Genomic DNA, 26,379 nt, shown 5'->3' with positions numbered 1-26,379 from the left:
CGCCAGGCAGGGTCAAGGCGCGCGGCGGCGTGCATCATCATAATGGAAGGGCTGGCACAACGAAAGTCATCGCTGTGCGTGGCAAATGCTGCAAAGCGGCACCGGAATCAATGAAATGGCGGCGATTGGATGCGATAATACCGCTTCTCCAAGCTCGATTGCCTTCCATGCCACAATTTGCTCCGCTCCAGAATGATACTTTCCTGCGCGCCCTGCTGCGCCAGCCGACCGAGCACACCCCAGTCTGGCTGATGCGCCAGGCGGGCCGCTATTTGCCCGAATACCGCGCCACGCGCGAGCGGGCCGGTTCCTTCCTGGGTCTGGCAAAGAATCCCGATTACGCCACGGAAGTGACCTTGCAGCCCCTGGAGCGTTTCCCGCTCGACGCGGCGATCCTGTTTTCCGACATCCTGACAGTGCCTGACGCCATGGGCCTGGGCCTGTATTTCGCCGATGGCGAAGGCCCGAAGTTCGAGCGCCCGCTGCGCACGGAACAGGATGTGAAGGCATTGCAAGTGCCGGACCTGGCATCGCTCGACTACGTTTTCAAGGCTGTCACGCAGATCCGCACGGAACTCAATGGCCGCGTGCCGCTGATCGGTTTTTCCGGCAGCCCGTGGACCCTGGCATGCTACATGGTGGAAGGCGGCGGCTCGAAAGAGTTCCACACCATCAAGAAGATGCTGTACAACCGCCCGGACCTGATGCACCACATCCTGGCCATCAACGCCACCTCCGTGGCGCAGTACCTGAATGCGCAAATTGATGCCGGCGCACAAGCCGTGATGATTTTCGATTCCTGGGGCGGTGCGCTGGCCGATGGCGCCTACCAGGAATTCTCGCTGGCCTACATGCAGCAAGTGGTGGCGCAGCTGAAACGCGACAAGGATGGCGTGAAGATTCCCGCCATCGTGTTTACCAAGGGCGGCGGCCAGTGGATCGAGCAGATCGCCGACATCGGCGCCGATGCCGTGGGCCTGGACTGGACCGTCAACCTGACGCGCGCGCGCCAGCTGGTGGGCCATAAAGTGGGCTTGCAGGGCAATCTCGACCCGGCCATCCTGTTCGCCAGCCCCGAGCAGATCCGCGCCGAAGTGGCGAAAGTGCTCAACGCCTTCGGCGCGCCGTCGGAAGGCTCGGGCCACGTGTTTAACCTGGGCCACGGCATTTCCCAGTTCACGCCGCCGGAATCGGTGGCAGCGATGGTGGAAGCCGTGCACAGCATGAGCCGCGCCATGCGCAGCGGCCAGTAAGTATCCGTTTTCCCCTGGCGCAGGGGCAGAAAGGCAGGCTTTCCAGCGGAAGCCTGCCTTTTTCTTTGCTGCGCCTTCGCAAGAAATACCGACTTATGCACAATTTTTTTTGCTGCGGAAATAAGAGGCAGTCGAAAAGCCATGCCCGGGGATGCTCTGCAAGTGCTTGATTATTAAGAAATAAAAAAAGCCTTGTTCGGCAGACTTTGTTGCTATTGATAAGGTTATTCTTTCGTTCGCCTGTCTTATTCCTTCATTGTCCACAAAGTTATCAACAGATTCTGTGGATAAAATTGAAAAGTATTTTGTTAACCGATACTTAGCGCCGATGTTCAGGTTTCACCTGAAGTGCATGTTGCACTGCATGATAATTGAACAATGTTTCGCCGTCCGCCAGGGAAAAACGAACGCTTGCCCGGCAATTGTCAATTTTGCCGCATGCCGACGCTGCTTTTCCGCATCGGCCGCCGCAAAAGCGGGCTGATTTCTGTATAAATAAATTACAAATGGTTCAGTTATGCACAGCGGCGGAAATGCCCCGCGGTTTTCCAGCCTCCCGGGCATCAATTTTTAAGTCATTGATTTTAAATACTTAATTTTTCTTGCGTGCCGCTCTTGACGGCGATCGAAATTTTCTGTCCACATTTTTCTGAAAGTTAATTTTGCTTTGTCCACAAAGTTATCCACAGAATTTTCTTCAGGCACGATGCCACGCCATCCTGCCTGCCGTTAGGCGTTTGAGGGGCGAAACAAGTATCATGGCCCGCTGGCTTGATGCCGGACATCCCGCGCGCCATCCACCTTGCGGCGCGCTTTTTTATTGAGATAGGCCCTACCCCCATGTCGCAGTGCATTTTGACGTCGTGCATCCTGAACATCGCGCTCGACACGCCCTTGAACGCCCTGTTCGACTACCGCTGGAACGCGGCGGCGGATGCGGACGCTGACGTGCCCTTGCCGCAAGTGGGGCAGCTGGCGCTGGTGCCGTTCGGCCGGCGCGAGGTGATGGGGCTGATCGTCGGCGTGTCCGACAGCACCGATGTGCCCGCCGCGAAACTGAAGGACGTGCTGGCCGTGCGCAGCCAGCTGGCGCCCCTGTCGGAGCAATGGCTGGCGCTGGCCGCCTTTGCCGCCGATTACTACCAGCGTCCGCTCGGTGAAGTGGCGCTGCCGGGCTTGCCGAAGAATTTACGCGTGCTCACCACCGTGGCGCTCGACCGCGCCATCAAGAAGCTGGGCAAGCTGGCCGACGCGCACGACGGCACGCCGCTGAACATGCCGGCCCTGAATGCCGCCCAGCAAGAAGCGGCCGACGCCATCGGCGGCGCCCGGGGTTTCAAGCCGACCCTGCTGTACGGCGTGACGGGCAGCGGCAAGACGGAAGTGTATCTGCAAGCCTGCGCCCAGGTGCTGGCGCGCGAGGACGATGCGCAAATCCTGATCCTGGTGCCGGAAATCAATTTGACGCCCCAACTGGAAGGCAATATCCGCGCGCGCTTTCCCGGCGTCATGCTGGCGACTTTGCACAGCAGCCTGTCCGAAGGCGAGCGCATGCTGCACTGGCTGGCCGCGCACCAGGGCCAGGCGCGCATCGTGCTCGGCACGCGATTGGCCATCCTGGCGTCGTTGCCGAAACTCAAACTGATCGTCATCGACGAGGAGCACGACCCGTCCTACAAGCAGCAGGAAGGCTTGCGCTATTCCGCGCGCGACCTGGCCGTGTGGCGCGCCTGGCAATTGCAGATTCCCATCGTGCTCGGTTCGGCGACGCCGTCGCTGGAAAGCTGGCACCACGCGCAAACGGGGCGCTACCGCAAGCTGGAATTGCGCGAACGGGCCGTCAAGAATGCGGTGTTGCCGCGCGTCAAGATTCTCGACATGGAGCGCGACCGGCCGAAAGATGGCCTGACTTCGCATTTGGTAGCCGCCTTAAAACTGCGCATGGAGCGCGGTGAGCAGTCGCTGCTGTTCTTGAACCGGCGCGGCTATTCGCCCGTGATCTGCTGCGAATCGTGCGGCTGGATCAGCAATTGCACGCGCTGCACCTCGTTCATGGTGCTGCACAAGCCCGAACACCGGCTGCGCTGCCACCATTGCAGCCTGGAACTGCGCATTCCCCGCCATTGCCCCACGTGCGGCAACGTCGACCTGCAGCCGCTGGGACGCGGCACGCAGCGCGTGGAAGAGGGCTTGCAGCAATTGTTTCCTGAGGCGCGGATCTTGCGCATCGATGCCGATTCCACGCGCAAGAAGGGCAGCGCGCAGGAAGCGTTCGACACCGTGCACCGGGGCGAAGTGGATATCCTGATCGGCACGCAGATGGTGGCCAAGGGCCACGATTTCAAAAAGCTGACCCTGGTCGGCATTTTGAATCCGGACACGGCCCTGTTTTCGCAGGATTACCGCGCCAGCGAACGGCTGTTCGCCCAGCTGATGCAGGTGGCGGGCCGGGCAGGACGGGCCGCGCAGACGGAAGGCGGCAGCGTGAGCGAGGTGCTGATCCAGACGCGCTATGCGCGCCATCCGCTGTACGACGCCGTCGTCAACCACGATTACGACCACTTCGCCACCACCTTGCTGGAAGAGCGGGCGCAGGCGGCGTTGCCGCCCTACCTGTTCCAGGCCCTGCTGCGCGCGGAAGCCCCGGAGCTGGCGACCGCTATCGAGTTCCTGCAGGCGGCGAAGGAATGCATGGAACACCCGCAGGTGACCATCAATGACCCGATTCCCATGAGCATGACGCGTGTCTACAACGTGGACCGCGCCCAGCTGCTGCTGGAGTCCGCCTCGCGGCCCGCCCTGCAAGCGTTTTTAAAGGAATGGCTGATGGAATTGCGCGCCATGAAGACGCGCGTGAAATGGTCGCTGGAAGTGGACCCGCTGGATATTTAATCAGTTCAGGTAATCGCGCGCCGACTTGACGATCTGTTCCGATAACAGCTTGGTAAACGGCGTGTCCAGGGTCCACGCATGCCAGCTCAGCGGTACGTCCAGGGTGCTGCCCGGCATCAGATCGACGAGACGGTCCGTCGCCAGCGCCTGCGCGGCCAGGCGCTGCGGCATCAGGCCGTAGGCCAGGCCATCCTGGACGCAGCCGCGGCGCGCCGCTTCCACGGGCAAGGTGTGGTGCGGAAACGGTTCGCGCATGTTCAATTTTTCCGCGAGGAAACGCGCCAGCAAGCCGTGCTGGCCCACGACGGCCGGCGCCAGTTGCACCGCTTCGGCAATAAAACCGTCGCCGAACCAGTGGCCCGCAAACACGGGCGTGGCTACGCAGACATAGCGCAAGGTGCCCAGCGGCGTGACGCTGGTGGCGGCCGCCGCGTCGATCGCTGTGCCGGACTCGGCAGCCACGCAGCCGAACACGGAGCCGTCGCGCACCATCTGCAAGGCGCTGTCGCTGTCGGCCAGGCGCACGTCGAGCTGGCAGCGCGGCGGCGCCAGCAGGGCGGACAAGGTGTCGGGGAACCACGTGGCCAGGCTGTCGGCATCGATGGCGATGGCGATTTCCGGCATGCTGACGCTGTTGCCCAGGTCGATGTCGAGCGATGCTTCCATCAGCTTGACGTTGCGGTGATGCACGATCAATCGCTGGCCCAGGCCCGTCGGCACGGCCGGCTGGCCACGGATGATCAGCAGGCGCCCGCTGGCGTCTTCCAGCGCCTTGATGCGCTGCGAGACGGCCGACTGGGTGATGCCCAGCGCCAGGGCGGCCTTGTCGAAACTGCCATGGCTGGCGACGGCGTCCAGCACGGCCAGCGCGCGATAATCGAGTGATCCCATTAGCTCAGCTTATAAATTTTGAAAATGATTAGTTATACTAATGCATATATTGCTGCAAAGTAAAACCTTATTTTCGGCAAACGGGTAGTATCGAACGCTGTGAGCAACCTCGGTGGATGGATAGCACGATGAAAACGATACGAGTGGATGTGGCCGTGATCGGCAGCGGCACGGCCGGCATGACGGCGCATAAGGCGGCGCGCATGCAGGGCAAGCGCGTGCTGATGATCGAAAGCGGGCCGTACGGCACGACGTGCGCCAGGGTGGGCTGCATGCCCAGCAAACTCCTGATCGCGGCGGCCGAGGCGGCCCATGCGGTGGCTGCCGCGCCGGCCTTCGGCGTGCATCCGGGCCCCGCGCGCATCGACGGCCGGCAAGTGATGGCCAGGGTGCGCAGCGAGCGCGACCGCTTTGTCGGCTTCGTGCTCGACGGCGTCAACGCCATCCCCGACGAAGAAAAACTGCGCGGCCACGCTCGCTTCATCGCGCCAGGCAAGCTGCAGGTCGACGAACACACGATTGTCGAAGCCGCCAGCGTGGTGATCGCCACCGGCTCCACGGCCATCGTGCCGCCCGAGTGGCAGGCGGCGGGAGACAGGGTCATCACCAGCGACGCCGTGTTCGAGTGGACGGACTTGCCGCAATCGGTCGCCGTGGTCGGCAGCGGCGTGATCGGCCTGGAACTGGGCCAGGCGCTGGCGCGTCTCGGCGTGCGCGTGACCCTGTTTGCGCGCGGCAATAAAGTCGCGCAGCTGACGGACCCGCTGGTGCTGCGCGAGGCGGACGCCGTGCTGGCGCGCGAACTCGATATCCGCTTCATGACCGGCGTTGCGCACGTGGCAAAAACGCCGGACGGCAGCGGTATCGCGCTCACCAGCCGCGATGCCGCCGGCGTGGAAAAAACCGAGCAGTTCGAGTATGTGCTGGCTGCCATCGGCCGCCGCCCGAACGTGGACAAGATCGGCCTGGAAACGGCGCTAATCGAGCTCGACCGTCATGGTGTCCCCCTGCATGATGCACACACCATGCAGTGCGGCAAGAGCGCCATCTTCATCGCCGGGGATGCCGACAATGCGCTGCCGCTGCTGCCCGAAGCGGCCGACGAGGGCCGCATCGCGGGCGGCAACGCGGCGCGCTTTCCTGACGTCAAGCCTGGCTTGCGCCGCACGCCGCTGGCGATCGCCTTCACGGAGCCGCAGATCGCCACCCTGGGCGCCACGTATCAGCAATTGTGCGTGAGCCACGCGGGCCGCTTCGCCGTCGGCGCCGTGTCGTTCGGCAACCAGGGCCGCAGCCGCGTGATGCTGCAAAACCAGGGCTTGCTGCGCGTGTATGCGGAATTCGGCAGCAAGCGCTTTCTCGGCGCCGAGCTGATCGGCCCACGGGCGGAACACCTGGGCCATTTGCTGGCCTGGGCGTGCCAGGCGCAGCTGACGGTGCCGGCCATGCTCGACATGCCGTTTTACCACCCCGTCATCGAGGAAGGCGTGCGCACGGCCCTGCGCGAACTGGCGCTGCACCTGGAAAAAGACCCGGAACACGCGCCCGGCTGCGCCGACTGCACGCCAGGACCCTGAAGGCAACTTTATGCTTTACATAATTTTGTAGACAAGCTCACATGATTGCGCGATCATCGCTGCCACATTGAAATATTGATTAAAAGCAAAAAACATTTCAATCGGTACATACCGCTGATGCCAGGATGGTAAAAACAGGCGGGTGCAGGCGATGATGGAGACGATGTGAAAATTCGGCGCATTTACGCAGGAGAACTCGCACTGGGCGTGGCCCTGCCCTGGGACGTGCACGGTGAAACGGGCGGCTTGCTGGCCAGGCTGGGCCATGTCATCAGCAGCGAGAACCAGATCGCATTGCTACTGGCGCGCGGCGTCATCGCCGATGCCAGTGCCGACGTGCCGCGCACGGCCACGGAAGCGCCGTCGGCCTTGCGCATGCTGAACCTCGTCACGGCGGGCCTGGCCCTCGTCTTGCCATCCATCGCCGCCGGGCAAGCGGGCAGCCACGCACCGCTGGCCGCGCTGGCGCAGCTGGTGGAAGAGGCTGTCGTGCTGGACGCCGACGTGGCGCTGGCCTGCATCCTGCACAACCAGGGCGCGGGCGACTTTGCCGTGCGCCACAGCGTCGACACGGCCGTCATCACGGCCCTGCTGGCGCGCGCCCTGAAGCTCGACGACGCGGTCGTGCGCAGCGTGGTGCTGGCCGCGCTGAGCATGAATGTGGGCATGCTGGAACGCCATGCGGATTTCCAGCACAAGGCCGGGCCGCTGGACGCGCAGGAACGCGCCTATTTGCGCGCCCATCCGCAAGCCGGCGTCGACTTGCTGCGCGCGACGGGCGTGACGGACGCCGTCTGGCTGCAAGCCGTGCTGCAGCACCATGAAAATATCGATGGCAGCGGCTATCCGCTGGGCACGCAAGGCGAGGCGATCGGCATCGGCGCCCGCCTGATCATGCTGGCCGACCGCTATTGCGCGCGCGTGTCGAAGCGCAGCTACCGCCAGCCCTTGCTGCCGAACGTGGCCCTGCGCGAAATGCTGATGGCCGACAAGACCACGCTGGACGCGCCGTTGGCATCCCTGCTGGTGCGCGAGCTGGGCATCTACCCGGTCGGCACCTTCGTCAAACTGCTGAATGGCGAAATCGGCGTCGTCACGCGCAAGGGCTTGAATGCCACCACGCCGCACGTGCAGTCGCTGATCGGCCCCCGCGGCGCGCGCCTGGACGTGCCGCTGCGGCGCGACACGCGCGTGGACTTGCACGCCATCCGCGAAGTGCTCAGCGCGGAGCAGGCGGGATTGCAATTTCGCCCCGACCAGCTATGGGGCCGCAGCGCAAGAGTGTAGAGCGCCTGGAAAGACGCCCATGGCGTTGTTGCATTGCCTAGTCGTACTTTCGTACTGCCTTCGGCAATGCGCCTAGCCCTGAACGTCTTCCAGACACTCTCTACGTTAAGAGCTTAATTCAGCAGACCTGCATCCAGCCGTCCCTCAAGCGCCAGTTCGCGCATGATGCGCACGGTGTCGATGTCGGACTCCTTGTAGGCGGAGCGGCGGAAGTCGTCGTACAGGGCGTTGGCCGCATCGGTGGCCGCGTCGTGGCCGTCGTCGTACTGGAAGCGCACCCACAGGCTCGCTTCGTCGGGCATCTCGATGGTCATCACCAGCGACGAGGCGCTGATGTCTTTCTGCGCCGGCACTTCGTAGCGCACCTGCAGTTGTGGCACCAGCACCACCCTGTCCTTGATGACCAGCTCGCCATAGCGCAGGCTGCGCGCGAAACCTGCATCGCTGCGCTCGCTGATCTGGCATTCATCGAGGTGCGGCACGAACAGCTTCGGCGACTCGGCGCGCAAGACCAGGCCGCGCCAGACTTGCTCCAGGGTCAAGGTGTCGATCAGCGGGTTCAAGGGATCGTTGATTTCAATCAGGTGTTCAAATTTCATGGGACTGCCATTCGGTAAGTGGGCGCGCAGGGGCGATATAGGCGGAATGGTACTCCAGGCGTGGCATCGCCGCACGCATTGCAGCGGCCCAGATGGCGGCATATGGCGATATATCAATGCCGTTGCCTGTTTTTCATGCAGGTCTTGCCGTGCAAAAGGCGGGCGCGACGCTGTTACAATGGGCTGCTGTTCCCTGCGGAAATACCCTGATGTCCAAAGCACCACAGTTCGGTCTGAATGCGCCCCAAAGCGAAGCGGTTACCTACCTCGACGGCCCTTGCCTGGTGCTGGCGGGCGCCGGTTCGGGCAAGACGCGCGTGATCACGCAAAAGATCGCCCATCTGATCGAAGACCGGGGCTACGACCCGCGCACCATCGCCGCGCTGACCTTCACCAACAAGGCGGCGCTGGAAATGCAGGAGCGCATCGCCAAGCTGTTGAAACAGCCGCGCCAGGCCAAGCAGTTGACGGTGTCGACCTTCCACTCGCTGGGCGTGAAAATCCTGCGCCAGGAAGCCAATGGCGTGGGGCTGAAGGACCGCTTTTCCATCATGGACAGCGACGACTGTTTTTCCCTCGTGCAAGACCTCGCCATTACCACCGATAAACAGGTGATCCGTGGCATCCAGAATGCCATGTCCCTGTGGAAAAACGGCTTGATCGACCCGGACATGGCCTTGGCGCAAGCCAAGGATGAAGATGAAGCCAACGCGGCGCGCATCTACCGCAGCTATGTGGCCACCTTGTCCGCCTACCAGGCCGTCGATTTCGACGACTTGATCCGCTTGCCGGTGGAACTGTTCCGCAACAACGGCCCCGTGCGCGACAAGTGGCAGCGCCGTTTGCGCTATCTGCTCGTCGACGAATACCAGGATACGAACACCTGCCAGTACGAACTGGTGAAATTGATGGTGACGGGCATCGGCAAGAAGCCGATGTTTACGGCCGTGGGCGACGATGACCAGGCGATTTACGCGTGGCGCGGCGCCACGGTGGAAAACCTGAAGACCCTGGAGACGGATTTCCCCGATTTGCGCGTGATCAAGCTGGAGCAGAATTACCGCTCCACCATGCGCGTGCTCAATGCGGCCAATGCCGTCATCGGCAACAATCCCAAACTGTTTGAAAAGTCGCTGTGGTCGGAGCACGGCCTGGGCGAGCCGATCAAGGTGCTGGGTATGCAGACGGACGAGCAGGAGGCGGAACAGGTCGCCATCATGATCTCGGCCGACCATTTCGAGCGCAAGAACAAATTTTCCGATTACGCGATTCTGTACCGGGGCAACCATCAGGCACGGATCATCGAGCAATGTCTGCGCAAGGAGCGCATCCCGTACACGATTTCGGGCGGTCAGAGTTTTTTTGATAAGGCCGAGATCAAGGACATCATCAGCTATTTGCGCCTGCTGGCGAACGAAGACGACGATCCGGCGTTTATTCGCGCCGTGACGACGCCGCGCCGTGGCGTGGGCCAGTCGACCCTGGAGGTGCTGGGGGCGTTTTCGGGGCAGTGGCAGTGCTCGCTGTTCCAGGCCGTTTTTAAAGGCGGCATCGAGGCCAAGCTGACGGACCGACAGCTGGGGCCGCTGCGCGATTTCTGCAACTTCATCAACGACCTCGAATCGCGCGCCAGCCGCCCCGGCGCGGCCGGCAGCGGCGACAACGCGGCCGAAGTGCTGGACGACATGATGAAGGAAATCCACTACGAATCGTATCTGTACGATGCCTTCGAGGAACGGCAAGCGCAAAGCAAGTGGCAGAACGTGCTGGAATTCGTCAACTGGCTCAAGGAGCGGGGCCGGGGCGGCAAGGACCGCGACGGCGAAGAAAAGAACGTGCTGGAACTGACGCAGATGGTGGCCCTGATGACCATGCTGGAAGGCAAGGACGAGGAGCAGGACGCCGTGCGCATGTCCACCCTGCACGCGTCGAAAGGCCTGGAATTTCCGCACGTGTTCCTGGTCGGCGTGGAAGAGGGGATCTTGCCGCACAAGGGCGACGCGGATGCGCCGGCCGAAACCATCGCCGCGCGCATCCAGGAAGAACGGCGGCTGATGTATGTGGGCATCACGCGCGCGCAGCGCACCTTGCACGTCACGTGGTGCAAGAAGCGCAAGCGGGCCGGCGAGCAAGTCCATTGCGACCCATCGCGTTTCATCAAGGAAATGCAACTCGACGTGGGCGACGCCGTGCCGACGGAGGCGGAAGTGATTTCGCCGAAAGAACGGCTGGCGCGCATGAAGGCGCTGTTGGCCGCGCCGAAAGTGTAATCAAAGAACGTTCAGGCTTCCACGGCGCCGTCCGGCGTGGTTTTCGGCACGATGGCCAGCTGCATGCCCAGCGCATCGAGCATCTTTAAAATGGTTTCAAAGCGCGGCTTGCTGCCTTCGCGCAAGGCTTTATATGCGCCTTCACGCGTGATGTCGGCCCTGGCCGCCACCTTGCCCATGCCGTAGGCGCGCACCACGTCGTTCATGGCCGACTGGAACAGTTCCGCATTGCCGGTGGCGACGATTTCGCTCATGTAGGCGGCCACGGCGGCCTTGCTGGTCAGGTGTTGCGTTGGATCAAATTTGCTCAGTCCCAATGTTTCCAGGTCGTCGAGGTCGAAGGTGTCATGGTCGATATGTTGGTTCATTGCTTTCGTGCTCCTGTGGATGCCGCCGCTTTCCGGATGGCCGCCTGCCGGGCTTTCAGTTCCCTGAGGATCGCTTGCGCCTGCCTGATGTCGCGTTGCTGGTTCGATTTGTTGCCACCGAGCAGCAGCAAGATCAGGGTTCCCCGATTCGTTTCATGAAAATACACGCGCCAGCCCGGCCCCGTCTGTAAAAAGCGCAGTTCGCACACGCCTTCTCCCACAGGGCGCCAGTCGCCCTTCTTACCGTGCTGCAAATGCTTGATGCGGGCATCGATGGCGGCGGCCGCCACATCGTGCAAACCATCTTCCCAGCGCCGGTATTCGGCCGTCTTGCGCGTATCGATGAGTACTGGTTCGGGCGGCGTTGGTGCATTCATTGTAATCGTTTGTTCTCATTCGTCAAGCGGTTTGAGCCCATACAGGAAGAATAAACAGAAATCGCAGCCCGTCCGGCGGGGAATGGAGGGAGTTTGTCCTGGCTCACGCCGCTGCGGCGGTAGAATGCCCCCTTTCAGTCAGGAATCACCGAGAGCACCATGGACAATGCAGAACAGATGGAAGTACGTTTCGTCGATATCGAAATCAAGCTGGCGCAGCAGGAAGACCTGGTCGAGTCGCTGAACCAGATGGTGTACCAGCAGGGCAAGCGCATCGATCAATTGGAAGCGATGCTGCACAAGTTGGGCGAGCACGTGCGCGACGGGGCGCAGCAGGCAAATGGCGGGCTGGTCAACGAACGTCCGCCGCATTACTAACGCTGTACGGGCGTATCGCTACCATCGGTAGTTGCTGGTGACGCAAGTGTTTCAGGCTGTTATTATTTCAGGCTGGCCCGCGACACAATCGCGGCTCTCTTGCGTTCCTTGAAAGAAGACATGACCCGTCCAACAATGCTCGTCATCGCCGCCAGCCTGATGCTGGCGCCAGCCGCCGCCGCTTTTGCCGCCACCGCTACCGCCACCACCGCGCCTGCCACCGCTGCTGCCGCGGCCGCGGCGCTGCCCGTTTCGAACCCGTTTGCGCAGGCCAGCAGCCTGCCCTTCCACTATCCGCCGTTCGACAAGGTACAGGACGCCGACTACGCGCCCGCCTTTACGGCAGGCATGGCCGCCAACCTGGCGGAAATCAATGCCATCGCGAATAACCCGAAAGCAGCCACGTTCGATAACACCATCGTGGCCATGGAACGCTCGGGCCAGCTGCTGAGCCGCGTGCGCACCGTGTTTTCCGTCATGTCCGGTTCGAACACGAATGAGACGATCCAGGGCCTGGAGCGCGAACTGGCGCCGAAAATGGCGGCCCACAGCGACGCGATCATGCTCAACGACAAATTGTTCAAGCGCATCGACGCCCTGTACGCCAAGCGCGACAAGCTGGGCCTGGATGCGGAATCGACACGCCTCTTGGCCCGCTACCATACGGACTTCGTGCGCGCTGGCGCCAAGCTGTCGGCGGCGGACAAGCAAAAGCTGCGCGCCTACAACGGCCAGCTGGCTGCCCTGTCGACCAAGTTCGCACAGAACGTGCTGAAAGAATTGAACGCCTCGGCCGTCGTCGTCGACACGCGCGAAGAACTCGACGGCCTGTCGCCGGCCGCCATCGAAGTGGCCGCCGGCCTGGCCAAGAAGCGCGGCCTGGATGGCAAATACGTGATCGCCCTCGTCAACACGACGGGCCAGGCGCCGCTGTCGCTGCTGACCAACCGCGCCGTGCGCGAACGCATCATGGCCGCTTCGCAAGCGCGCGGCAGCCGTGGCGGCGAGTTCGACAACACCCAGGAAGTGTTGGAGCTGGCGAAACTGCGCGCCGAGCGTGCCGCGCTGATGGGTTACCCGAACTACGCTGCCTACTCGCTGGAAGACCAGACGGCGCACGACACGACCGCCGTGAACGCCTTGCTGGGCGAACTGGCGAAGCCGGCCGTCGTCAATGCGCGCCGTGAAGCGGACGATATCCAGAAGGTCATCGATGCAGGCAAGGGCGGCTTCAAGGTGGGCGCCGCCGACTGGGCCTTCTACAGCGACAAGGTGCGCGCCGAACGCTACAACTTCGACGAGACGCAGTTGAAGCCGTACTTTGAGATGCACAGCGTATTGACCCGTGGCGTGTTCTTTGCCGCAGGTAAATTGTACGGTTTGACCTTCAAGCAGCGCACGGACTTGCCCGTCTACACGTCCGACATGCTGGTGTACGACGTCTTCAATGAAGACGGCACCCAGCTGGCCATCTTTACCTTGGACCCTTACGCGCGCAGCAACAAGCGCGGCGGCGCCTGGGCGAATGCCTACGTGGGCCAGTCGACCTTGCTGAACCGCAAGCCGGTGATCGCGAATAACCTCAACATTCCGAAGCCGGAAGCGGGCCAGCCGACCCTGATGACGTTTGACGAAGTCAACACCATGTTCCACGAATTCGGCCATGCGCTGCACGGCATGTTCTCGAACGTGAAATACCCGCGCTTTGCCGGCACCAGCGTGCCGCGCGACTTCGTCGAATACCCGTCGCAAGTCAATGAAATGTGGGCGCTGTGGCCGGAAGTGCTGCAAAACTACGCGAAGCACTATCAGACGGGCGCGGCTATTCCCGCTGAGCTGCTGGCAAAAGTGACGGCGGCCGACAATTTCAACCAGGGCTACAAGACCACGGAATACCTGGCGTCGGCCCTGCTGGACCAGCGCTGGCACCAGTTGACCCCGGCGCAGATCCCCACCGACGTGCTGGCGTTTGAAAAAACCGCCTTGAGCGACGCGGGCGTCGATTTCGCCCCGGCGCCGCCGCGCTACCGCACCACGTACTTCTCGCACGCGTTCGCGGGCGGCTATTCGGCCGGCTACTACGCGTATCTGTGGTCGGAAAAGCTCGACGCCGACACAGTCGAGTGGTTCAAGGAAAACGGCGGCTTGACGCGCAAGAACGGCGACTGGTTCCGTCAGAAACTGCTGTCGCGCGGCGGCAGCGCCGATGCGCTCGACATCTACCGCAACTTCCGCGGCCGCGATGCGAAGATCGAGCCGCTGCTGGAACGCCGTGGCTTGAACGGCAAGTAATCCCCCGTCACCGGCCCGGCCGGTGCTGAATATCGATGGCCGCCCCGCAACGGGCGGCCATTTTTATTTGGCGATTCTGCTCGCAAACCGTGGTAAACCGCGCAGTTGGCGTGCTGCACCACAGGATCGCCCATGTTGGATGACGCTTGTGTGACAGGCTGCTATGATCTGCCACTGGCCCGCGACGCGATCGCGGTTCTTCCCGCGCTTCCTGAAAGATGTCATGATCCGTCCACAACTGCTCGTCATCGCCGCCAGCGTCATGCTGGCCCACGCCGCCCCATCCGCCATGGCTGCTGCCACTGCAAAAACCGCGCCTGCCGCCGCCGTCAGCGCCCAGAACCCCCTGCTCAAAGCGAGCCCGCTGCCATTCCAGATGCCGCAGTTCGGCCTGATCAAGGATGAACACTACGCGCCGGCGTTTGCCGAAGGCATGAAACGCCAGTTGGCCGAAGTCAACGCGATCGCCAGCAACCGCCAGCCGGCCACGTTCGAGAACACCATCGTGGCCCTGGAGCGCACGGGGCAGTTGCTGCACCGCGTGCAAAGCATCTTCAGCAACATGACCTCGACCAACACGAACAGCGTGCTCGAAGCGGTGGAAGTGGACGTGTCGCCGAAGCTGGCCGCGCATGGCGACGCCATCACCCTGAACCCGAAACTGTTTGCCCGCATCGACACCCTGTACGCCAAGCGCGACAAGCTGGGCCTCGATGCCGAATCCCTGCGCCTGCTTGAACGCTATCACACGGATTTCGTGCGCGCCGGCGCCAAGCTGTCCGATGCGGACAAGGAAAAGCTGAAAGCCTATAACGCCGAACAGGCGGGCCTGGAAACGGCTTTCGCGCAAAACGTGCTGAAGGAAACGAATGCCAAGAGCATCGTCGTCGACACGCGTCTTGAGCTGGCCGGCATGACGGACAGCGATATCGATACGGCCGCCACGGCAGCCAAGGAGCGCGGCTTGACGGGCAAGTTCGTCATCGCCCTCGTGAACACCAGCGGCCAGCCGCCGCTGGCGGTATTGACGGATCGCAAGACGCGTCAGCGTTTGATGGATGCGTCGCTGAACCGCGGCAGCCAGGGCGGCGAATTCGACAACCGCGCCATCGTGCTGAAGCTGGCCAAACTGCGCGCCGAACGGGCGACTTTGCTCGGTTACGCCAACTACGCCGCGTACTCGCTGGAAGACCAGACGGCCAAGACGACCACGGCCGTCAACACCCTGCTGTCGGAACTGGCGAAACCGGCCGTCGCCAATGCGCGTCGCGAAGCGGCCGACCTGCAGCAAATCGTCGATGCGGAAAAGGGCGGTTTCCAGGTGGCCGCGGCCGACTGGGCCATCTACACGGACAAGCTGCGCAAGCAGCGTTTCAATTTCGATGAAAACGAGCTGAAACCGTACCTGGAACTCAACAGCGTGCTGAACAACGGCGTCTTCTTTGCTGCCAATAAACTGTACGGCATCAGCTTCAAGCAACGCACTGATTTACCGGTGTACAACCCGGACGTGCGCGTCTACGACGTTCTGGATGCCAACGGCAAGCCGCTGGCCCTGTTCATCGCCGATTTCTATGCGCGCGGCAACAAGCATGGCGGCGCGTGGATGAATGAATATGTGTCGCAATCATCGCTGATGGGCACGCATCCCGTCGTCGCCAACCAGTTGAACATTCCGAAGCCGCCCGCCGGCCAGCCGACCTTGCTGACCTTCGATGAAGTGACGACCATGTTCCACGAATTCGGCCATGCGCTGCACGGCATGTTTTCGAACGTGAAATACCCGCGCTTTGCCGGCACCAGCGTGCCGAGCGACTTCGTCGAGTACCCGTCGCAAGTCAATGAAATGTGGGCCGTCTGGCCGGAAGTGCTGCAAAACTATGCCAAGCACTACCAGAGCGGCGCGGCCATGCCGCAGGAATTGCTCGACAAGGTGACGGCGGCGAAGAAATTCAACCAGGGTTTCATGACCACCGAGTACCTGTCGGCGGCCCTGCTGGACCAGCGCTGGCACCAGCTCGCGCCGAGCCAGATGCCGACCGACGTGCTGGCTTTTGAAGCGGCATCGCTGAAAGACGCGGGCGTCGATTACGCACCGGTGCCGCCGCGCTACCGCACCAGCTACTTCTCGCACAGCTTCTCGGGCGGCTACTCGGCGGCGTATTACGCCTACCTGTGGTCGGAAAAGCTGGACGCGGAATCGGTCAACTGGTTCAAGGAAAACGGCGGCCTGACGCGCAAGAATGGCGACTGGTTCCGCAGCAAATTGCTGTCGCGCGGCGGCAGCGTCGATGCGCTGCAGCTGTTCCGCGACTTCCGCGGCCGTGATGCCACCGTGGAACCATTGCTGGAACGCCGTGGCTTGAACGCCAAGTAAGACGTCCCCATCAGAAGCTTGCGTTGCGTTGACCTGGCGCACGCAAGCTTTCCGTGCCGGCGGCGTAGAATTGAGTAAGATGTAAACAAGAAGGCAGTCGAAAGAGTATATGAGTCAGCAAGATTTGAATGGCATTACCCTGGAAGGTATCGTAACGCGCCTGCACGCCCACTATGGCTGGGACGGCCTGGCCAAGCATATCGATATCAATTGCTTCATCAGCGATCCCAGCATCAAGTCGAGCCTGAAGTTTTTGCGCAAGACCCCGTGGGCCAGGAGCAAGGTGGAACAATTGTTCCTGGACACGCAATTTACTGACTGACAGGAAAAAACATGGATAGCAAACTCAAGGAATCGCTGCAACAACTGCATTCGACGCTGGAAACCAGCGGCCCCGTCGATGAAGAACTGCATGGTTTGCTGCAAAAACTCGATGTCGACATCAAGTTGCTGATGGAAAAGCGCGCCGCGCAGGAACAGGAAGAAGAGTCGACCACGTATGGACTGGCCGAGCGCAGCCAGGAATTGTCGGCCAAGTTTGCTGTCAAGCATCCGAAACTGGAGCCGGCCTTACGCGAATTGGGTGAGATTTTAGCCAACATGGGTATTTAATTTAACCCTAAAGCAACATCTGGGGTCAGACCCGGCGGGTCTGACCCCAAGGGCCCGTTTCTCCCAAGTAATTGAAAAATAAACGTTTTTTGTACTGAAATCCAACAGTAAAAAGCAGGCCGTCAGGTTGGAAATGGCCAATTCCGGTACAATCCGTACCCTATGAGCTCCCCTACCAATTTATTTGCGACCGTTCCCAAGCGGTCTGCCCGCGCTGCCGTGGCGCCTTTCCTGCCGATGTCGCGTGCCGAGATGGACACGCTGGGCTGGGACCAGTGCGACGTCATCCTCGTCACGGGCGACGCCTACATCGACCATCCGAGTTTCGGCATGGCCCTGGTCGGCCGCCTGCTCGAAGCGCAGGGTTACCGAGTCGGCATCATCAGCCAGCCGGACTGGCTGTCGGCCGACGCCTTCCGCATCCTCGGCAAGCCGCGTTTGTACTACGGCATTACGGCCGGCAACATGGATTCCATGGTCAACCAGTACACGGCCGACCGCAAGATCCGCTCCGACGACGCCTATACGGCCAATGCCGAACCGAACAAGCGCCCGGACCGCGCCGTCACCGTGTACGCCCAGCGCGCGCGCGAAGCGTATCCCGACGTGCCCATCGTCATCGGCAGCATCGAAGCGTCGCTGCGCCGCATCGCCCATTACGATTACTGGTCGGACAAGGTCCGCCGTTCCGTCTTGCCCGATTCCAAGGCTGATTTGTTGATCTTCGGCAATGCCGAGCGCGCGCTGGTCGACCTCACGCACCGCCTGGCCGCCGGCGAATCGATCAAGGATATCCGCGACTTGCGCGGCACGGCCTTCATGGTGCCGTCCGGCTGGCTGCCTGGCGACGACTGGGGCGTGCACAATTCCACCCGCGTCGACGTGCCCGGCAAGATCGACCCGCACTACAGCCCGTACGAGATGGTGCAGGAAGACAAGACCGCCTGCGCCACGGAAAATGCGTCGAAGTCGGCCGAAGTCATCAAGCCGATCCGCATCATGAGCCGGGAAGAACGCCTGGCCATGGCCAAGGAAAAGCACGACAAGACGGTGGTGCGCCTGCCCGCCTACGACGTCGTCAAGGATGACCCCGTCATGTATGCGCACGCTTCGCGCGTGTTCCACCTGGAATCGAATCCCGGCAATGCGCGCGCCATGGTGCAGGCGCACGGCGAACGCGACGTGTGGCTCAATCCGCCGCCGCTGCCGCTGGCCATGGACGAGATGGATGGCGTGTACGACATGAATTACGCGCGCGCGCCGCACCCGAGCTATGGCAAGGCGCATATCCCCGCCTGGGAAATGATCCGCTTTTCCGTCAACATCATGCGCGGCTGCTTCGGCGGCTGCACCTTCTGCTCGATCACGGAACACGAAGGCCGCATCATCCAGAGCCGTTCGGAACCGTCGATCCTGCGCGAAATCGAGCATATCCGCGATAAAACCAAAGGCTTTACGGGTACCATTTCCGATATGGGCGGTCCGACGGCGAATATGTACCGCCTCGCCTGCAAGGAAAAAGAGATCGAAGTGTCGTGCCGCCGCCTGTCCTGCGTGTATCCGTCCATCTGCGTGAATCTGGGCACGGACCACAGCAAGCTCATTTCCCTGTACCGCAAGGCGCGCGCCATTCCTGGCATCAAGAAAGTGCTGATCAGCTCGGGCCTGCGTTACGACCTGGCCGTGCGTTCGCCCGAGTACGTGAAGGAACTGGTCACGCACCACGTCGGTGGCTTGCTGAAAATCGCGCCCGAGCACACGGAAGAGGGCACCTTGTCGAAGATGATGAAGCCCGGCATCGGCGCGTATGACGAGTTCAAGGAAATGTTCGACCGTTTCTCCCTGGAAGCAGGCAAGAAGCAATATTTGATCCCGTACTTCATCGCCGCCCATCCGGGCACGACGGACACGGACATGCTGAACCTGGCCCTGTGGTTGAAGAAAAACAATTTCAAATTGGATCAGGTGCAAACCTTCATGCCCACGCCGATGGCCATGGCGACGACCATGTATCACACGCGCAAGAATCCTTTGCGCAAGGTCACAGCGGACTCGGAAGTGGTGGAAACGGCCCGCAGCGGCAAGATCCGCCGCACCCATAAAGCCTTCCTGCGCTACCAGGACCCGGCCAACTGGCCGATTTTGCGCGAAGCGCTGGTCAACATGGGCCGTGGCGACTTGATCGGCAATGGCGACAAGCACTTGATTCCCGCCTGGACCTCGTCCGAGTCGGGCGGCCTGGCCGCCGGCGAACGCAGCCGCCAGACGCATGGCGCCGGCACGCCGGACAAGTTCAAGGTCACGCCGGGCAAGAACCGCATCGCCCTGGGCGGCACGGCCGCGGCGCCGAAGGCGACGGCCGTCGAGTCGAAGGTGCGTCCATCGATCCTGTCGACCATCAAGACGAAGGCCAAGCCGGCCGCCGTGCCGATGGGCCGTGGCGGCAAGCCGCCCGCCAAGGGCGGCCATGCCGCGCCGGCACGGGGCGGACGCAAGTAAACGGTCCTCGGCACCCCGGGCATAGCCTGAAAACCCGGCAACGCAGACAGCGTTGCCGGGTTTTTTGTCATCTGCGCACCAGGATGGGGCGCAAAAATGTGGGGGCAGCAGGATTTTTACCAATATTTAAAAATTGAATAGAGCAAAAGGCAATTTTCCCTTGTGGCAACTTGGTGTTTGAAAATATACTCGTTGAATATTTAGCCGTACGGCAACAATGCTGCCATTCTGGCAAGCGCCAGCGTACGCGACTTCCAGCGTTTAGATGAAAAGAGATGCCAATTGAAATGCCTTTCCTGCCAGGCCGAGAATAAGCCGGGCGCAAAATTCTGCTCTTCCTGCGGCACGACGTTTGCCATTGCTCCCGCCACCGCTCCCGTCCCAGGCAAAGCCTGCGGCCAGTGCGGCCATGATTGCAAGCCGGATGCCAAGTTCTGCCCCAAGTGCGCATTCAGCTTTGCCGTGGCGCCCCTTGCCGCTGCGGTGCCGCCGCCGCTGCCAGAACCGGTCATTGAGCCGGTCATCGTGCCGGTCATCGAGGCTGCGATCGCACCCGTTATCGAGCCCGTCACTGAGCCCGTCATTGAATCCATACCCGTGCCTGAGCCTGCCCCTGCACCGGTGGCGGAACCGGTCGCGCCACCTGCGCCGCCGCCCGTGCTGGAAAAGCGCCGTGCCGCACCCGCACCCGCACCCGCACCCGCACCCGCACCCGCACCCGCACCTGCACCAGAACCTGTACCAGAACCTGTTCCCGCACCCGCCGGCGTGCCGGAAACGTCATCCGACGGCCCGGCCGGTGGCAGCCGCATCAAGCTGATCGTCGCAGCCGTCGCGGCGTTTGTGGCAGTGGGTGCGGCAGGCGGATACTATTACCTGTCAGCCAAGCCTGCCGCACCCGCGCCAGTCCCCGCGCCGACGGTGCCTGCCGAGGAAGCGACGGCTGCCGCCGAGCAGCCGCTGGCCATCAGCGATCCTGCGCTCGATGGCGCCACGTCGGCCGACCTTGCCGCGACACCCGCTGCCGAGCCTGAGCCTGAACCAGCGGCAACTCCCGCACCGGCTCCTGTTCCGGCGCCGGCACCGGCACCTGTCGCGGAAAAGCCCGCCAAGCCCGTCAAGGTGGCACCGCCGGCCGCGCCCGTCAGCAAGCCTTCCGGTCTCGAAAGCGTGATCACGGACAGCCTGTCGGAAGCGAGCCATTGCATGAGCCAGCGCAAATACGACTGTGCCATTGCCAACGCGAATGCCGTGTTGCGCATGGACACGGGCAACCGCTACGCGCTCGACATCAAGCGCAAGGCGAAGGAAGCGCAGGACAAGGCGCTGTCGCAAATCCAGATCGAGTAAGCCGCGCTGCTTGCCTTCCATCCCTATTTTGATCTTTCCGGAGAATAACGTGAAAAACCTGAAACAAATGGCCAAGCCCCTGGTGGCGATGCTGGTCGTGTCCTCGATGCTGGCCGGTTGCGCCGCGCCGGGCGGCCCTGGCGCCACCGGCAATACCACCGCCGCCGGCACGGAAGCGGCCAGCGGCGAATGCAATACGGCCATGCTGGCCGGCATCGGCGCCGTCGTGGGCGGCTTGCTGGGCGGTGGCAACAATACCGTGCGCGGCGCGGCCCTGGGCGCCAGCCTGGGCGCGCTCGCCTGCGTGGCCTTGAATTATCAAAGCCAGCAAGTCAAGACGGCGCAGCAGGTGCAGACCGACTACAAGGTGGCCAACAAGGGCAAGCTGCCCGAGCAGTCGACCCTGGTGAAATACGAGACGGGCTTTACGCCGTCTTCCGTGCGTCCGGGCCAGAAGGCGCAGACCAATTCGTATATCGAAGTGGCGGCCGGCACGCGCGATCCGAACCCGCTGGTGGAAGAGGAATTGAGCCTGTACAAGCCAAATGGCGACTTGATCAAAACCGTGCGCAAGGTGGTCAGCAGCAATAACGGCAGCGGCGCCTACAAGGGCGGCTTCTCGATTCCCATGCCGGAAGGCGTGCCGCAGGGCATTTACCCGGTACGCACGGCCCTGTACCTGAATAGCAAGCGCGTCGGTGGCCAGGACGTCAAGCTGCAGATCGTCCAGCGCCAGGCGCCCGCGTCCGACCTGCAACTGGCCCGCGCTTACTGACATTGATTACCACGGGGCGGCCATGCCGGCCGTTCCGTTCCCCGATTTACCCCCATCCAGGCTAGACATGACCATTTCCACAGAAGCAGCTAAACCTCTTCCCTTTTCTTCCGCCGTGGGTTCGCTGATCGAAGCGACCGACGCCATCAGGAACTTCCGCGCGATTGCCTTGCTGGCCCTGACCTTCATCGGCGCCGTGCTCGTCGGTGGCGTGCTGACGATGCTTGCCGGCGGCATGAGCAGTGCGCTGCTGGCCTTCCTGGGCGGCTTGATGGCTTTCCTCGTGATGTTTTACGGTTCCAATGCCGTGGGCATCCTGCTGATGCGCGATGCGCAAGGCCAGCCGGGCATGAGCCTGGTGGATGCCGTACTCGTTTCGCTGTACACGAGCCACCGCCTGATCGCGGTCGTCTTCCTCGAGTTTCTGATCGTGCTGGCGGCCATGATCGCCATCGCCATTATCTTGTTCGTCTGCAAGATCCCCGTGCTCGGCCCCGTGCTGTACGCGGTGGTCTTCCCGCTGTCGGCCATCGTGCTGGGCGTGCTGGTGTTTGCGCTGTTCTATGTGATGCTGCCGCTGGCCGGCCCTGCCGCCTGGTCGGGCGCCAGCGTGTTCCAGATCATTGCCCGTCTGAACCTGATCGTGCGCACCAAGCTGGTGTCCGTGATCTTGCTGGAAGTGCTGCTGTTCCTGATCACGACGTTTGTGGCCCTGCTGATCTTTGGCGTGCTCGGTACCGGCGTATCGCTTACCACGGGCATGTCGGCCGGCATCCTCAGCCTGGGCGAGATGAACATGTATGCGCTGGCTGCGGGCCTGGGGCGCGGCGGCTCCGGTTCCGGCTACATCGTCGCAGCCGGCCTGGGCGGCGGCTTGCTGATGGCGGCCGCGGCCGTGGTGCCTGGCCTGATCTTTACCAAGGGCGTGTGCATCATTTACCTGGACGCCACGCGCAATGTCGATTTCAGCGCCTCGGAAGCGAGCCTGAACGACGGCCTGGCCACGGTCAAGAAAAAAGCCGAGGAAGCGCGCGAGCGCGCGCGTGCCCTGGCCGAGCAGGCGAGCGCGCCCGCCGCTCCCGCTGCACCGGCCGCCGCGCCGGTTGACAGCCTGCAGTGCCCAAGCTGCAAGGCACCGGTCGCATCCGATGATGTGTTCTGCGGCGAATGCGCGCATAAACTCAAGTAAAGGCACGCCATGGCTCACTTCTGCACCAAATGCGGCACCGCTTATGTTCCCGGCGCGCGTTTTTGCGATGAATGCGGCAAGGCCGTGAACGCCGCGCCGTCGCCCGCACCTGCGCCGGTGCCGGCGCCCGTCGCGTCCGCCAAGCCGGCAGGCGTGCAGCGGCGCCACCTCATCCTTGCCGGCGGTGCGCTGGCGGTGCTCATCGTGGCCGGCGGCGCGCTGGCGTGGCTGCTGGCGCCAGAGGCGGCCTCGGCTGGCAGTTTCAGCCGCGCCATCGATGCCCACCTGGCGGCTGACGAGGCGGCGCGCGACAAGTTGCTGTGCCTTGCCAACTTGCCGTACCAGAAGGAAGAGATCCGCGTGGCGTCGTACGACAGTTCCACTCGGCAATGGCTGGATATCCTCGTGCGTAGCGGACTGTACAGCGCACCCGTCGAACAAGGCAGCGGCGGCTGGGTTGCGCAATCGCAATTTGTCTACGCGCTGGCCGCGCCGGGCAAGGCGGCCTTGCGCGGCGACAAGCTGTGCGTGGCCAAGGGCGTCAAAGTGGCCAAGGTCAGCGGCTACGATCAGGTGCGCGACCTGGGCGAACAGCAAGTGGCGATGGCCAAGGCCACCCTGGCGTTGACCGATGAGGCGGCGTGGTTCGCCAAGTCGCCGGACCGCGCATTGATCCTGCAGCGCTTGCCGGACGGCGACCTGGAAGTGCGGCTGCCGCTGGCGCTGGTCGACAAGCAGTGGCAAGTCATCGACCAAGCGCAGATGAGCCAGGCGGCCATGACCGGTGTGATGGGCAAAGCGCCGGCCGCGCAGGGCGCGGGTATGCTGGACAAGCTGAAAAGCGTGTTCAGCTTTGGCGGCCACCCGCTGGTGGGCAAATGGAAGGGCTCGACGGGCGAAATCCTGGAATTTACAAAGGACAGCATTATCGAGAACGGCAACGCAAGCACGGCCACGTTTGCCACCGAAGGCAATGTCGTGACGATCGTCTCGGAAGAGGGGGGCGGCATGGCCATGCAGATCAGCCTGAGCAACAGCAACAACGTGGCCACGCTCACCGTCGGCGGCATGCCGGTCGCGGTGCTGCAGCGCGTGCGCGATTAAGCATCCGGCAGGCGGCGCAGCTTGCCGCCTTGCAGCATTCCAGAAGCCCGGCCATGCCGGGTTTTTTTTCGCCGCCGGCCAGGCAAGGGAGGCAGGTATTTATCTTGACATCAAGATAGTCCGCGCCCACACTGGTCTTTTATCTTAATGTCGAGATAGTTTCATGGCCTCTTCCTTTGCCCGCCCCGCCTGGGGCGATATTCTGCTCACGGCGCTGGCGCCCCTGATCTGGGGTTCCACGTATATCGTCACGTCCGAACTGCTGCCGCCGCACCGTCCCTACACGGCGGCCCTGATCCGCGTGCTGCCGGCCGGCTTGCTGTTGCTGCTGATCATGCGGCGCCTGCCCGCGCGGCGCGACTGGGTCCGCGTGCTGATCCTGTCCGCGCTGAATATCGGCGTGTTCCAGGCGCTGCTGTTCGTGGCCGCCTACCGCTTGCCGGGCGGCCTGGCGGCCGTGGTGGGGGCCATCCAGCCGTTGCTGGTGATGGGCCTGGCCTGGGGCGTGGAAGGGCGCCGCCCGGCCCGCCTGGCCCTGGGCGCCAGCGTGCTGGGCGTGGCCGGCATGGGCGTTTTATTGTTGTCGCCGCGCACGGTGTGGGAACCCATCGGCATCGCCGCCGCGCTGGGCGGCACGGCCTGCATGGCGGCCGGTACTTACCTGACGCGGCGCTGGAAGCCGGACTTGCCCGTGCTGGCGCTGACGGGCTGGCAATTGCTGCTCGGCGGCCTGATGCTGGCGCCCGTCGCCTGGCTGGCCGACGCGCCCTTGCCGGCACTGTCCGTGCAGCAAGTGCTGGCCTACGCCTACCTGTGCCTGGCCGGCGCCCTGCTGGCGTATGCCTTGTGGTTCCGAGGCATTGCCCGCCTGTCGCCCGTGGCCGTGTCCTCGCTGGGCTTGCTCAGCCCCCTGATGGCCGTCGTGCTGGGCTGGGCCTTGCTGGGCCAGGCCATGACGGGCTGGTCGATGCTGGGCTTGCTGCTGGTGCTGGCCAGCGTGCTGGCGGTGCAGTGGGCCAGCGCCCGGCCCGCAACAAAGTCCTGACTTCCGCGCATTTTCCTCCGGCAGGCTGATGGCATCAGCTTGTCTCTTTCCCTCTGAACGCTCCCTTTTTGCTGCACCGCACATACAGTTTTGCTTGCACTGATATGGGGCATTGAGGCACTATTCGCTTCGCGCAAACGTTTGCGCGCAACGAATTTCCTAAAAAGCATGCAGTACACGTGCTTGACCAACCACTCTGGAGACGCCCATGACATCCCGTATTCGCCTGAAAATGATTGCCGCCGCTGTCCTCGTGTGTGCCTTGCCCGCCGTGCCGGCGATGGCGCAGACGCCAGCAAAGCCGAAGGTGGCGCTGGTGATGAAGTCGCTCGCCAATGAATTTTTCCTGACCATGGAAAATGGCGCCAAGGCGCATCAGAAGGCGAATGCCGCCAAGTACGACCTGCTGTCGAACGGCATCAAGGATGAAACGGATACGTCGAGCCAGATCAAGCTGGTCGAGCAAATGATCGTCTCGCGCGTCAACGCGCTGGTGATCGCGCCAGCCGACTCGAAAGCGTTGGTGCCGGTGCTGAAAAAAGCCATCGACGCGGGTATCATCGTCGTCAATATCGATAACAAGCTCGACGCGGGCGCCCTGAAAGAGAAGGGCATCACCGTGCCGTTCGTCGGCCCGGACAACCGCAAGGGCGCCAAGGTCGTCGGCGATTACCTGGCGCAGCAAATCAAGAAGGGCGACCCCGTCGGCATCATCGAAGGCGTGTCCACCACCTACAACGCGCAGCAGCGCACCCTGGGCTTCCAGGACGCCATGAGCGCGGCCGGTGCGAAAGTCGTCAGCGTGCAGTCGGGCCAGTGGGAAATCGCCCCCGCCAACACGGTGGCGGCCGCCATGCTGAACGCCAATCCGAATATCAAGGCTTTGCTGTGCGGTAACGACAACATGGCCATCGGCGCCATTTCCGCCATCAAGGCGGCCGGCAAGACGGGCAAAGTGCTCGTCGTCGGCTACGACAACATCAATGCCATCAAGCCGATGCTGGCCGATGGCCGCGTGCTGGCCACCGCCGACCAGTTCGGTTCGCAGCAAGCCGTGTTCGGCATCGAGACCGTGCTGAAAGCCCTGGCGCAGAAGAAGAAACAGGCCGAGCTTGGTGGCGTCATCGAAACCAAGGTCGAACTGGTCGCCAAGGGCGCCAAGTCCTGATCGTTTGATCCCGCCGGGGCCGGCGCCCGCTTGCTCACCGAGCAGGCGCCGCCGGCCCCGCCGCCACTACCGCGGA

General features: G+C 62.7%; 21 protein-coding genes and 1 pseudogene. 18 read left to right on the top strand and 4 right to left on the bottom strand.

All coding sequences use genetic code 11. The features are described from left to right. The first annotated feature begins 167 nt into the window (after positions 1-167). Entirely contained in the window at positions 168-1,253 is a 1,086-nt protein-coding gene (gene hemE, locus BZG29_RS00480; protein ID WP_077398214.1) for a uroporphyrinogen decarboxylase, read from the top strand. Positions 1,254-2,093: 840 nt separating this feature from the next. Continuing rightward, positions 2,094-4,145, top strand: a complete 2,052-nt coding sequence (locus BZG29_RS00475; RefSeq protein ID WP_077398213.1) for a primosomal protein N' — start codon at positions 2,094-2,096, stop codon at positions 4,143-4,145. Here BZG29_RS00475 and BZG29_RS00470 read toward each other — a convergent pair whose 3' ends face one another. Continuing rightward, positions 4,146-5,036 (bottom strand): ArgP/LysG family DNA-binding transcriptional regulator, encoded by an 891-nt coding sequence (locus tag BZG29_RS00470; RefSeq protein ID WP_077398212.1) that lies wholly within the window; start codon positions 5,034-5,036, stop codon positions 4,146-4,148. A 128-nt stretch (positions 5,037-5,164) separates the two neighbouring features. Here BZG29_RS00470 and BZG29_RS00465 point away from each other — a divergent pair, with 128 nt between their 5' ends. Then, positions 5,165-6,613, top strand: a complete 1,449-nt coding sequence (locus tag BZG29_RS00465) for a dihydrolipoyl dehydrogenase (RefSeq protein WP_077398211.1) — start codon at positions 5,165-5,167, stop codon at positions 6,611-6,613. 165 nt (positions 6,614-6,778) lie between these two features. Next, entirely contained in the window at positions 6,779-7,900 is a 1,122-nt protein-coding gene (locus BZG29_RS00460) for an HD domain-containing phosphohydrolase (RefSeq protein WP_253192738.1), read from the top strand. Between the two features lie 113 nt (positions 7,901-8,013). On the opposite strand, the gene BZG29_RS00455 is transcribed toward BZG29_RS00460, so the two are convergent. Further along, positions 8,014-8,499, bottom strand: a complete 486-nt coding sequence (locus tag BZG29_RS00455) for an SRPBCC family protein (RefSeq protein ID WP_077398210.1) — start codon at positions 8,497-8,499, stop codon at positions 8,014-8,016. A 209-nt stretch (positions 8,500-8,708) separates the two neighbouring features. Between BZG29_RS00455 and BZG29_RS00450 the strand changes: the two genes are divergently transcribed. Then, positions 8,709-10,769: a UvrD-helicase domain-containing protein gene (locus tag BZG29_RS00450; RefSeq protein ID WP_077398209.1), complete on the top strand. Its 2,061-nt coding sequence runs from the start codon at positions 8,709-8,711 to the stop codon at positions 10,767-10,769. An 11-nt stretch (positions 10,770-10,780) separates the two neighbouring features. Here the strand turns inward: BZG29_RS00450 and BZG29_RS00445 are convergent, their stop codons facing one another. Both BZG29_RS00445 and BZG29_RS00440 read right to left on the bottom strand, forming a co-directional pair. Then, positions 10,781-11,137: an addiction module antidote protein gene (locus BZG29_RS00445; protein WP_077398208.1), complete on the bottom strand. Its 357-nt coding sequence runs from the start codon at positions 11,135-11,137 to the stop codon at positions 10,781-10,783. Beyond that, positions 11,134-11,514 carry a type II toxin-antitoxin system RelE/ParE family toxin gene (locus tag BZG29_RS00440; protein ID WP_077398207.1) on the bottom strand — a complete coding sequence of 127 codons (381 nt, stop codon included), beginning with the start codon at positions 11,512-11,514 and terminating at the stop codon, positions 11,134-11,136. The genes BZG29_RS00445 and BZG29_RS00440 overlap by 4 nt, the downstream gene beginning before the upstream one ends. Positions 11,515-11,673: 159 nt before the next feature. Between BZG29_RS00440 and BZG29_RS00435 the strand changes: the two genes are divergently transcribed. The 13 genes and pseudogenes from BZG29_RS00435 to BZG29_RS00380 all read left to right on the top strand — a co-directional run bounded on the left by BZG29_RS00435 (position 11,674) and on the right by BZG29_RS00380 (position 26,303). Then, a complete protein-coding gene (locus tag BZG29_RS00435) occupies positions 11,674-11,892 on the top strand; it encodes a SlyX family protein (protein ID WP_034753936.1) in 219 nt (72 codons plus the stop codon). A gap of 120 nt (positions 11,893-12,012) precedes the next feature. Beyond that, complete coding sequence (locus BZG29_RS00430; protein WP_253192737.1) at positions 12,013-14,184, top strand: M3 family metallopeptidase; 2,172 nt, start codon at positions 12,013-12,015, stop codon at positions 14,182-14,184. A gap of 223 nt (positions 14,185-14,407) precedes the next feature. Continuing rightward, positions 14,408-16,561, top strand: a complete 2,154-nt coding sequence (locus tag BZG29_RS00425; RefSeq protein ID WP_077398205.1) for a M3 family metallopeptidase — start codon at positions 14,408-14,410, stop codon at positions 16,559-16,561. Positions 16,562-16,670: 109 nt separating this feature from the next. Beyond that, positions 16,671-16,883, top strand: coding sequence for a VF530 family DNA-binding protein (locus BZG29_RS00420; RefSeq protein WP_070219603.1), 213 nt, complete (start codon positions 16,671-16,673; stop codon positions 16,881-16,883). An 11-nt stretch (positions 16,884-16,894) separates the two neighbouring features. Then, a complete protein-coding gene (locus tag BZG29_RS00415; protein ID WP_034753883.1) occupies positions 16,895-17,173 on the top strand; it encodes a DUF4404 family protein in 279 nt (92 codons plus the stop codon). A 237-nt stretch (positions 17,174-17,410) separates the two neighbouring features. Beyond that, positions 17,411-19,672 (top strand): YgiQ family radical SAM protein, encoded by a 2,262-nt coding sequence (locus BZG29_RS00410; protein ID WP_216350370.1) that lies wholly within the window; start codon positions 17,411-17,413, stop codon positions 19,670-19,672. Between the two features lie 282 nt (positions 19,673-19,954). Beyond that, positions 19,955-20,059 (top strand): annotated as a pseudogene (locus tag BZG29_RS28715) (zinc-ribbon domain-containing protein); the annotation flags it as partial. Positions 20,060-20,269: 210 nt separating this feature from the next. Then, a complete protein-coding gene (locus tag BZG29_RS00405; protein WP_150130778.1) occupies positions 20,270-21,022 on the top strand; it encodes a hypothetical protein in 753 nt (250 codons plus the stop codon). A gap of 49 nt (positions 21,023-21,071) precedes the next feature. Next, the gene (locus BZG29_RS00400) at positions 21,072-21,797 is read left to right on the top strand and encodes a hypothetical protein (protein ID WP_150130777.1); all 726 of its coding nucleotides are present in this window, start codon (positions 21,072-21,074) and stop codon (positions 21,795-21,797) included. A gap of 67 nt (positions 21,798-21,864) precedes the next feature. After that, complete coding sequence (locus tag BZG29_RS00395) at positions 21,865-22,986, top strand: zinc ribbon domain-containing protein (protein ID WP_150130776.1); 1,122 nt, start codon at positions 21,865-21,867, stop codon at positions 22,984-22,986. Between the two features lie 9 nt (positions 22,987-22,995). Further along, positions 22,996-24,090, top strand: a complete 1,095-nt coding sequence (locus BZG29_RS00390; RefSeq protein WP_077398200.1) for a zinc ribbon domain-containing protein — start codon at positions 22,996-22,998, stop codon at positions 24,088-24,090. A gap of 163 nt (positions 24,091-24,253) precedes the next feature. Then, complete coding sequence (locus BZG29_RS00385) at positions 24,254-25,135, top strand: EamA family transporter (protein WP_077398199.1); 882 nt, start codon at positions 24,254-24,256, stop codon at positions 25,133-25,135. Positions 25,136-25,367: 232 nt separating this feature from the next. Next, on the top strand, positions 25,368-26,303 hold the full coding sequence (locus BZG29_RS00380) for a sugar ABC transporter substrate-binding protein (RefSeq protein ID WP_253192921.1): 936 nt from the start codon (positions 25,368-25,370) through the stop codon (positions 26,301-26,303). Positions 26,304-26,379 lie beyond the last annotated feature (76 nt).

It is taken from the genome of Janthinobacterium sp. LM6 (assembly GCF_002002885.1).
GTDB lineage: Bacteria > Pseudomonadota > Gammaproteobacteria > Burkholderiales > Burkholderiaceae_D > Janthinobacterium > Janthinobacterium kumbetense.
This window is presented reverse-complemented; position numbering and strand designations above follow the sequence as displayed.

Excerpts from the sequence above, each read along its gene's own strand:
- BZG29_RS00385 (WP_077398199.1), top strand. The coding sequence starts at position 24,254 with ATGGCCTCTTCCTTTGCCCGCCCCGCCTGGGGCGATATTCTGCTCACG.
- hemE (WP_077398214.1), top strand. The coding sequence starts at position 168 with ATGCCACAATTTGCTCCGCTCCAGAATGATACTTTCCTGCGCGCCCTG.
- BZG29_RS00445 (WP_077398208.1), bottom strand. The coding sequence starts at position 11,137 with ATGAACCAACATATCGACCATGACACCTTCGACCTCGACGACCTGGAA.
- BZG29_RS00410 (WP_216350370.1), top strand. The coding sequence starts at position 17,411 with ATGTCGCGTGCCGAGATGGACACGCTGGGCTGGGACCAGTGCGACGTC.
- BZG29_RS00390 (WP_077398200.1), top strand. The coding sequence starts at position 22,996 with ATGGCTCACTTCTGCACCAAATGCGGCACCGCTTATGTTCCCGGCGCG.
- BZG29_RS00430 (WP_253192737.1), top strand. The coding sequence starts at position 12,013 with ATGACCCGTCCAACAATGCTCGTCATCGCCGCCAGCCTGATGCTGGCG.
- BZG29_RS00440 (WP_077398207.1), bottom strand. The coding sequence starts at position 11,514 with ATGAATGCACCAACGCCGCCCGAACCAGTACTCATCGATACGCGCAAG.
- BZG29_RS00465 (WP_077398211.1), top strand. The coding sequence starts at position 5,165 with ATGAAAACGATACGAGTGGATGTGGCCGTGATCGGCAGCGGCACGGCC.
- BZG29_RS00435 (WP_034753936.1), top strand. The coding sequence starts at position 11,674 with ATGGACAATGCAGAACAGATGGAAGTACGTTTCGTCGATATCGAAATC.
- BZG29_RS00395 (WP_150130776.1), top strand. The coding sequence starts at position 21,865 with ATGACCATTTCCACAGAAGCAGCTAAACCTCTTCCCTTTTCTTCCGCC.
- BZG29_RS00380 (WP_253192921.1), top strand. The coding sequence starts at position 25,368 with ATGATTGCCGCCGCTGTCCTCGTGTGTGCCTTGCCCGCCGTGCCGGCG.
- BZG29_RS00475 (WP_077398213.1), top strand. The coding sequence starts at position 2,094 with ATGTCGCAGTGCATTTTGACGTCGTGCATCCTGAACATCGCGCTCGAC.
- BZG29_RS00470 (WP_077398212.1), bottom strand. The coding sequence starts at position 5,036 with ATGGGATCACTCGATTATCGCGCGCTGGCCGTGCTGGACGCCGTCGCC.
- BZG29_RS00425 (WP_077398205.1), top strand. The coding sequence starts at position 14,408 with ATGATCCGTCCACAACTGCTCGTCATCGCCGCCAGCGTCATGCTGGCC.
- BZG29_RS00455 (WP_077398210.1), bottom strand. The coding sequence starts at position 8,499 with ATGAAATTTGAACACCTGATTGAAATCAACGATCCCTTGAACCCGCTG.
- BZG29_RS00415 (WP_034753883.1), top strand. The coding sequence starts at position 16,895 with ATGGATAGCAAACTCAAGGAATCGCTGCAACAACTGCATTCGACGCTG.
- BZG29_RS00420 (WP_070219603.1), top strand. The coding sequence starts at position 16,671 with ATGAGTCAGCAAGATTTGAATGGCATTACCCTGGAAGGTATCGTAACG.
- BZG29_RS00450 (WP_077398209.1), top strand. The coding sequence starts at position 8,709 with ATGTCCAAAGCACCACAGTTCGGTCTGAATGCGCCCCAAAGCGAAGCG.